Annotated in this window: 6 protein-coding genes; all 6 read right to left on the reverse strand. The window is 67.4% G+C overall.

Annotation, left to right across the window (positions count from 1 at the left end):
- Nucleotides 1-41: 41 nt before the first annotated feature.
- A complete protein-coding gene (locus VXC91_RS40480; RefSeq protein ID WP_329512364.1) occupies nt 42-581 on the reverse strand; it encodes a hypothetical protein in 540 nt (179 codons plus the stop codon).
- Nucleotides 582-1,244: 663 nt separating this feature from the next.
- Nucleotides 1,245-1,379 (reverse strand): hypothetical protein, encoded by a 135-nt coding sequence (locus VXC91_RS40485; protein ID WP_329512365.1) that lies wholly within the window; start codon nt 1,377-1,379, stop codon nt 1,245-1,247.
- 73 nt (nt 1,380-1,452) lie between these two features.
- Nucleotides 1,453-2,787, reverse strand: a complete 1,335-nt coding sequence (locus VXC91_RS40490) for a glycoside hydrolase domain-containing protein (protein ID WP_329512366.1) — start codon at nt 2,785-2,787, stop codon at nt 1,453-1,455.
- A 689-nt stretch (nt 2,788-3,476) separates the two neighbouring features.
- Nucleotides 3,477-4,379, reverse strand: coding sequence for a terpene synthase family protein (locus tag VXC91_RS40495; RefSeq protein ID WP_329512367.1), 903 nt, complete (start codon nt 4,377-4,379; stop codon nt 3,477-3,479).
- Nucleotides 4,380-4,745: 366 nt separating this feature from the next.
- Nucleotides 4,746-6,407 carry a PP2C family protein-serine/threonine phosphatase gene (locus tag VXC91_RS40500; RefSeq protein WP_329512368.1) on the reverse strand — a complete coding sequence of 554 codons (1,662 nt, stop codon included), beginning with the start codon at nt 6,405-6,407 and terminating at the stop codon, nt 4,746-4,748.
- Between the two features lie 521 nt (nt 6,408-6,928).
- On the reverse strand, nt 6,929-7,138 hold the full coding sequence (locus VXC91_RS40505) for a hypothetical protein (protein WP_329512369.1): 210 nt from the start codon (nt 7,136-7,138) through the stop codon (nt 6,929-6,931).
- Nucleotides 7,139-7,255: the final 117 nt, after the last annotated feature.

A 7,255-nucleotide genomic window follows, 5' to 3' on the forward strand; every position in this document is an offset into this window, starting at 1 on the left:
AAGCGCCTCGTGGCGCACTGGTTCTTCTTGACGGTCGCGACCTAGTGGGCGCCGCGTTTGCGCAGGTAGATGCCGTGGTCGTGCTGGTTGTGCAGGGCGTCGGCGGTGATGACGCTGCCGCTGAGGTCCACACTCTCGAGCAGCGGGGCGAAGGTCGGGATTTCGTCACTCTTGTCGGCGACCTGCCGCTGGGCAAGCACGCGGCGGCTGTGCTCCATCGCTGCCAGCAGCACGACGGCCTGCCGACCCACCTGGCGCGAGCCGCGCAGGGTCTTGCCGTCCACCGCGATCGCCTGCAGCACCGGGCGCTTGCCCATCTGCTTCGGCCGCCTGGCACGGGCCGCGGGGAAGGCACCGATCGTCTCATCCAATGCATCGCCGTCGAGTTGGGCGAGCAGGCGCCGGACGGTGGCTGGGTGCGGCACCGACACAGCGCCGGTCAGCGGATCGGGCGCGAAGCCGCAGGCACGCGGCACCCACCAGGGCGCGTCTTCGATCCACTCGCCGATCGCGGTCAGGGAGCGGGCGCCAGCCGGCAGGCTCGCGGCCGCAGCGCACAGCAGTGCCCCAGCGGGTAACAACGGCCCCGGCGATCGCGCGGATCTGACAGCAGGCTCAGGAAGCTAGGCAGGCGGACAGCGTCGGCGACTGGCGCCGGAGCATCCGCCGCGGCCAGGTGCTCCCACGCCAGGGGCATGGTGGATGATGCAGGGGCAGGCACGGTCTCGCTCGGCGATCACTGGACTCGACACCTACATGATCACCGTGGTTCGTGCCTACGGCTTTCCAGCCCCGCCACGGGACATGACGTGGACCTCTCCTGCGAACCGGGCCGATCTCGATCACGCAATGACCTGTCCGTCCTGCACGGCTGTCCGGGGGCGACCAAACTTCGACAGTGTGTTGTCGGCCCGCTCGGCATCTCGGGGTGCGAAGCGGGTGAGTAGCTCGCAGGGTACGACGACGAAAGTCTCGGAGTCCATCACGTCACACAGCTGGGCGAGGTGCTCGGGGTCGATGAGCCTGTCGCCCTGCACGACGAGGCCGCCGGTTTCGACGATCTCGTACAGGGTGGGGCAGTTGCCGTTCTCCGATGTGGTGCCGAGGAACCTGAGCGTCGTGGTGCCCTCCGTTCTGGCTGGTCGGAGGTCCAGGATGCTGCGGATCGCGCGGGCGTGTCGGCGGATTGCGAGTGCTGTACGCCGGGAGTTGGACTACGCGCAACGCTGAGCACCCCGCGACGGTCACGCCATGGGCAGTTGTCCCAGTGCCCGACCCTGATCGGCGTTGGCCTTCAGCGCGTCAGCGATCTCGACATCGCCGGTGAAGGGGCGTCCTGACCAGTGGTCGGGGACGGCGATCAACGGCCCGTCGTCCATGCGACACGGGCCGCCGGCAGTACAGCCGATCACGACCCCTCGTACGGGTTACGACCTAGCTGGTGCGCAGCGCTCAGCAGCGCGGAACCGGCTTGCTGTAGGTCGTGTTGCTGGGCGTCGCCACGTAGTAGTCCGAGACGTAGTGGCCGTTGTCCAGGTGGTCCCAGACCTTGGTGGTGCCGACCGTGGAACCGGCGCGCTGGCAGGTGACCCAGGCAAGCGCTCCGTTCGGCGAGGTGCCGACGGCGGTGTATCCGGAGCCCGGGCCGCTGCGTTCGGTCAGGCCGGACGGGGCGGTCACCTGGTACGGGTAGGTGCAGCGGGGCAGGGGCGAGCTGTAGCCGGTGTTGGAGGGTGTGCTGACGTAGTAGTCCGAGACGTAGCTGCCGTTGGTGAGCTTGTCCCAAACGGACGTGGTGCCGACCTTGGAGCCGGGTGTCTGGCAGGCCACCTTGAGGGTGGAGCCGGGCGCGTACGTCGAGGCGACCGGGTAGCTCGTCGAGGGGCCGGTGCGGGCGTTGAGTGTCGTGGTGCTGGTGACCTTGTAGGAATACGCGACCGTGGCGACGGGAGCGTCCAGGCGGTCGGTGTCGACGTTGAGAGTGACACCGCCGTACGTCTCGTCGTGGCCGCCGCGGAACTGCTTGGCGCGCTGGTGGACGGCCCACTTGGAATCGGCGATGCCGCCCCAGCCCTTGAGGGAGTCGACGCCGTCGTAACGGGCGATCCACAGGGCGTCCGGCCGTGCGTACGTGGTGGAGGTGTACACGTCGGCGAGCTGTTTGGCGCCCAGGTTGAGGTTCATGTAGACGCCGGAGACGTAGCCGAGGCGGTGCAGTTCCCTGGTCCAGGCCGAGACGTAGGTCAGTACGGCGGTGCGGCACACGGTGTCGGACTGGTTGTAGTTCTCGATGTCGTTGTAAAGGGCGCTGCCGGGCAGCATGCCGAGCGCCTTGGCCGCCGTGATCGCCTCCCCGGCTGCGGCGGTGCCCTGCGAGCGGGCTGTCGCGGGGGTTGTGCTGATCTTGGCGTCGGTCGGGCGGGCACCGCACGGAGGCTGCAGCCCCTTGTGGATGGGCAGCAGACGCCACTTCAGCTGCGATACCGAGGCCACCCACGAAGCGGTCAACTGCGGCTGGGCGCAGGTGCGGTTGGCGCCCGAGACGTAGACGCCGAGCGCGCGGTACGGCGAGGCGCTCCAGGCCTGCACGGACGCGAGCGGTGGAGCGGTACAGGTGTCGAAGGCGAGCCCCGAGTAACGGGTCGCGGTCGCGCCGGCCGGATAGGTGACGGGTGTGGCCGGTTCGGCGGCGGCGACCGGAGCGAAGGCCAGGACGGCGGTCCCGCCCAGGACGCAGATGAACGAAACGGTGAGCAGTCTTTGCAGGACGGAGTGCGGGTACGGCATGACGACCCCCCGGACAGATCAATGGAGTTACCGAGTGGGCGCGACTCCCCACCCGCTGCCAGGCGCCGACCGGCCCATCGCCGGGACCTGCTCGGCCTGTCCCGCGCCGGCCTCAGAGCCGCACCGATACCTCGACGAGCAAAAGCCAAGGCAACTCCCCAGCATACACTGCCAGTTCACATGGGCGCTCTACGCTGTCCGACCCGTACCTGCCCTTGCCGAGAACCCCATCCGCGCAGGTCATGCCGCGTGTTCGCACCCGTGGAGGATGCCGCCGAGCCGGGTGCGTTTCCGTATGTCGAGGCGGGCGATCTGTTCCGGATCGGTGACCGGTGCGGGCAAGGGGTGCAGAGGCGATCCGCCCGGCCATCGGCGGGTGTGCGTCGTACTGGTGCGGTCGCGGCGGGCGCTGCCCGGCGGAGTGGGCAGCGAGCCGGTCCCCAGTTCGGGCGGGGAGCAGCCGACGGAAACCGCCGTGCACCTCGCCAACAGGCGGTAGCGCTCCCAGCGACCTACCCATCACGGCGTACGTCATCAGATAGTGGGTGTATGCGGCGACAAGCACCGGAAGGATGCGTAAGTCGCCGCGCGGAGCTGGACCGCGCCACTCGACGCACAGTCCTGCTTGAGGATCCCCGGTGCCGCTGCCACGACGGTGCCCTGACGCGCATGGCGACGGCCGACGGGTCCTACGGAATAAACAAGTCCGCCAGATAGGTCGGTTTGACTTCTATCTCCGCATAGCGCCCAGTCTCCTTCGACCAAGCGACGTTCCCGGCGGTGAGCGCGTGGAAGTCCCTGACACACCGGAGCGCGCCGACGATGACGTCGTCGGCGAGGCCGGAAAGCGCCAGCCGCTCGGGCAAGACCTGTTCGAGATCGAGGATGCGCTGGACGTATCCGGCCTGCATCACGGCCACTCGCTCCACCGCCTCCTGGAGGTTGCACCGGTGATGGTGGCAGATCACCGTGACGGCGTTGAACGCATAGTCATGGGCAAGTTCTTTGGGCAGCGAGTAGAGATCGTTGATGCAGGCATTCGCGTAGATCACTGCCTCTCGCATGTCCGCGAAGGCCGGGTTCGCATGCAGTTGGTCGGGCAGGTCCACACCGGTACCGATTTCCATCAGGTCCAGGACGGCGTCGAATGCGAACGAGGCCCGGCGGTGGGCGAGATATTGCTGCAGGCCGGGTACACGCCCTTCCTCCCGATGAATCATATCGGCCCGGTAGCTGTCGAAATACCACAAGAGGTGCGGGACAAATCTTCGCTGCCATACGGAAGAACGGACAGCCGTCGTACGGCGCCACAGATCAGCCAGGGAACGCGCCAGTCGACCAGCCGTAACGCTTCCGTCGAAGACGGCGAACAGCGGCCCGAACGCCTCCCGCCACTTGTCGGGCTGGTAACCGCGCACCGGGTCGTCGTCGAACTGGTCGTCCAACTGGAACAGCCACGCGTTCCACTGGGTGATCAGCGTCAGCGCCTCCCGTGAGGCGTTCGGGCACAGCCACGCGGTGAGCCGGTCCACACGGGTGCGCTGCACATGCCGACGCGCCTCCTCCGTGGGCACCAGACCGAACTCGTCCAACCACGCCTCAGCGGCCGCCGTGGCCTCCTGGAGTTCCGGATTGAGCGCTGCCGGTACGGGTATGTAAAGGTCCGGGATCCGGAAATTGTCCATACGTCAGCTCGCTTCTCGGTAGTTCTCTGACATTCGCGACATCCAGTGACATTGCCGATGCCGCATGCCAAGGCACGCATGGAGCATGACCAGGCAATCCAAAACACCGAAGCAAATTACCCTGCCCGTCGACGACGTTCGACAGAGGTCTCCTTTCTTTGGCGCTCTTTGCCTTGCGCCGGGCAGCACCCCAGACCGGGAAAATTCGGTTGGACATGGATACAAGTGCCTGGCGATCCAAGCTGGTTGAGAACAGGCCGGGTCAGGCCTGGGTCAGCTGCGGCGGCCGGGCCTGTTCAGACGAGCCAGGAGCAGAGCGACGTCGTCGCCCAGGCCGTGAGCCTTCTGCGTACCGGCAAGGAGGTCGTCGACAACGGTCTCCAGGTCCGCCGTGGGAGCCCCTCGCAGACCCCGGAGAAACCTCTCGATGCCCTGGTCGATGTCCTTGTTCACGGCCTCGAGCAGGCCGTCGGTGGTCAGCGCGAGCACGCTGCCCGGAGCGATGCGCAGGCGGGTGGTCGGGTACCGCTGCTCCCGGTCGATCCCCAGAGGGAGGCCGCCGGGGACCTCCAGGAGGCGCGGCGGCTTGCGGGGCGTGATCAGCGCTGGGCCCGGATGGCCCGCCCGGCACATCCGGAGCGTTCCGTCGGAGGGGGTGAGCGCGATGTAGCAGCACGTGGCGAACAGGGCCCTGTCCGGGTCGGTGTTCAGCTCGGCCAGCAGGCGGTTGGTGCGTTCCAGGACGGCCGCGGGCGGGTGTCCTTCGTTCGCGTAGGCGTGCACGGCGGTGCGCAGCCGACCCATGAGAGACGCGGCGTGAACGCTGTGTCCCTGCACATCTCCGATGACCAGAGCCACGCCGCCGTCGGGCAGGCTGATGGCGTCGTACCAGTCGCCGCCGATCCACATGCCGGAGGTGGCGGCCTGGTAGCGGGCGGCGATGGTCACACCCGGCGCCGTGAGCGGCCCGCGCGGCAGCATGCCGCGCTGGAGCTCGGTCGCGAGCGCGTGTTCCGACTCGTACATGCCCGCTCGCTCCAGTGACTGGGCGAGCAGTCCCATGGCGGCGACCAGGAGGGCCCGCTCCTCGGGCAGGAATTCCTGCGGCTCGGGAAAACTGACGAGGCAGGAACTGACGCGGCCGCGCGAGTCCGTGAGCGGCAGTGCCGCCCACGCCTGTCGGGCCGACCGCGCGAGCGGTGCCAGGTGCGGATAACTGGTGATCAGCGCGTCCGCGGAGCCGAGGAGGACGGGCGCCCTACGGTGGAGTGACTCTTCCACGAGCGTGCGGGCCGTGGCGTCGAGGACTCGTATGGGGTCCTCGCCCTGCTCCTCGTCGGCGCACGAGGCGACGACGCTCAACCGGTTCCCCTGCGGGGCGATCACCGCCAGCGCGTCCGCTCCGAAGGTACGCAGTCCTGCCTGTGCGGCGGCCATGATGTCCTTGACCGTCACCGCGGCGGCCAGAGCCGCTGTCAGCTCCTGCATCCAGCGGTCGCGGCTGGCGCGTTCGTACAGCCGCCGCTTCTCCGCCTCGTGGCGCTCATGGACGGCCGTGGTGTCCATGACCACTCCGACCATACGGGCCGGCAGCCCGTCGGCGCCGGGTAGGACGCGGCCCCGGGCTTCCAGGGACCGGTACCGGCCGTCGTCGGAGGCTACGCGGTACTCGATCTGATAGTTGTCGCAGGATTTCGCTATCAGCCCCAAGGCATCGCGCACATCGGTCAGATCGGACTCGTGTACTGCGGCCAGGAAGCTCGAGATGTCCGACGGGCCGTTCTCGGGCATGCCGTGCAGGGCGAGGGTGAGCGGATCGCAGCTCACCTCGCCAGTGGCGATCTCCCAGCAGAAGAAACCAGCCTGCACGATGCTCGCGCTGGCCTGGAAGGCGGCGGGATTGGACCCATCCGCCCGGAATACGGTGGTACGCACTGACGCGACGTCTTTCACTGGATCTCCCTGCCGCGGCGTGAACTACTTCCCTCCGAGGAGCAGACCGTGCTCAACAGGATGGGCGACGCAGTGTAGTGGGCGGCTGATGGAAACCAGCCAGTGACGCGACTCGAGAGCCTGCGGGACTGCGACACCGTTCCCTCCTAGATGTGAACGGGGCTCTTGCAGCGGAGTGTGCTCTCGCCCTTGCAGGGAAGATCGCCGGACCGACCCGGCTGTGGCCGGATCGTGCGCATAGTAGTAACTTTCTGGATCTTGCGCTAGCGCCAGTGCTGGATTGCTCTTTCTTTGGGTGCATGCCCTGGTGGCCGGGTGGTTTGGCTGCTCGGGGGCAGGTGCTGGACGGTGGTGTTACGGGCACGGCACATGCGGACATCAACAAACATGCAAGTGAGAGGCTTAGTTGATCGGAAGCGTGCAACTCTCTTCCAAGCGCTTGGCCTGCGAGATGGGGCCACCCGAGCGATCACCCACAACCTGACCGCGCTGGCCATGGAGCCTCACGAGTAGAAGCCGACCCAGTACTCCTCATGACCGCACGCGAAGTCTTCTGGCCGCTCTGCCCTCATCACTTCGTACCGGGCGACAAAGGCGTTCAGGGCCTCATGGAGCGAGCAGCCCAGATGGTCACGCAGGATCTTGATGCCGCGGAGGATCTGGTTGCCGAAGATCTGGTCATCGGCGAGGCTGATGGTTGCGCCGTTGGTCATGGCTACGAACGAAGCCGGGCGAGGAATCTCTTGGCAAGGCCCTTCCCCGTGTCACAACCGTGCCAGAACAAGCGGGGAGCCACGGGGAAGGGCGGGCGCCGGCAGGGTGTATACCCC

Source organism: Streptomyces chiangmaiensis (genome assembly GCF_036281785.1).
GTDB classification, from domain to species: domain Bacteria; phylum Actinomycetota; class Actinomycetes; order Streptomycetales; family Streptomycetaceae; genus Streptomyces; species Streptomyces chiangmaiensis.

What these genes read in the sequence shown, in the direction of transcription:
- VXC91_RS40485 (WP_329512365.1), bottom strand. Translation starts at nt 1,379, where the DNA reads ATGGACGACGGGCCGTTGATCGCCGTCCCCGACCACTGGTCAGGACGC.
- VXC91_RS40490 (WP_329512366.1), bottom strand. Translation starts at nt 2,787, where the DNA reads ATGCCGTACCCGCACTCCGTCCTGCAAAGACTGCTCACCGTTTCGTTC.
- VXC91_RS40505 (WP_329512369.1), bottom strand. Translation starts at nt 7,138, where the DNA reads ATGACCAACGGCGCAACCATCAGCCTCGCCGATGACCAGATCTTCGGC.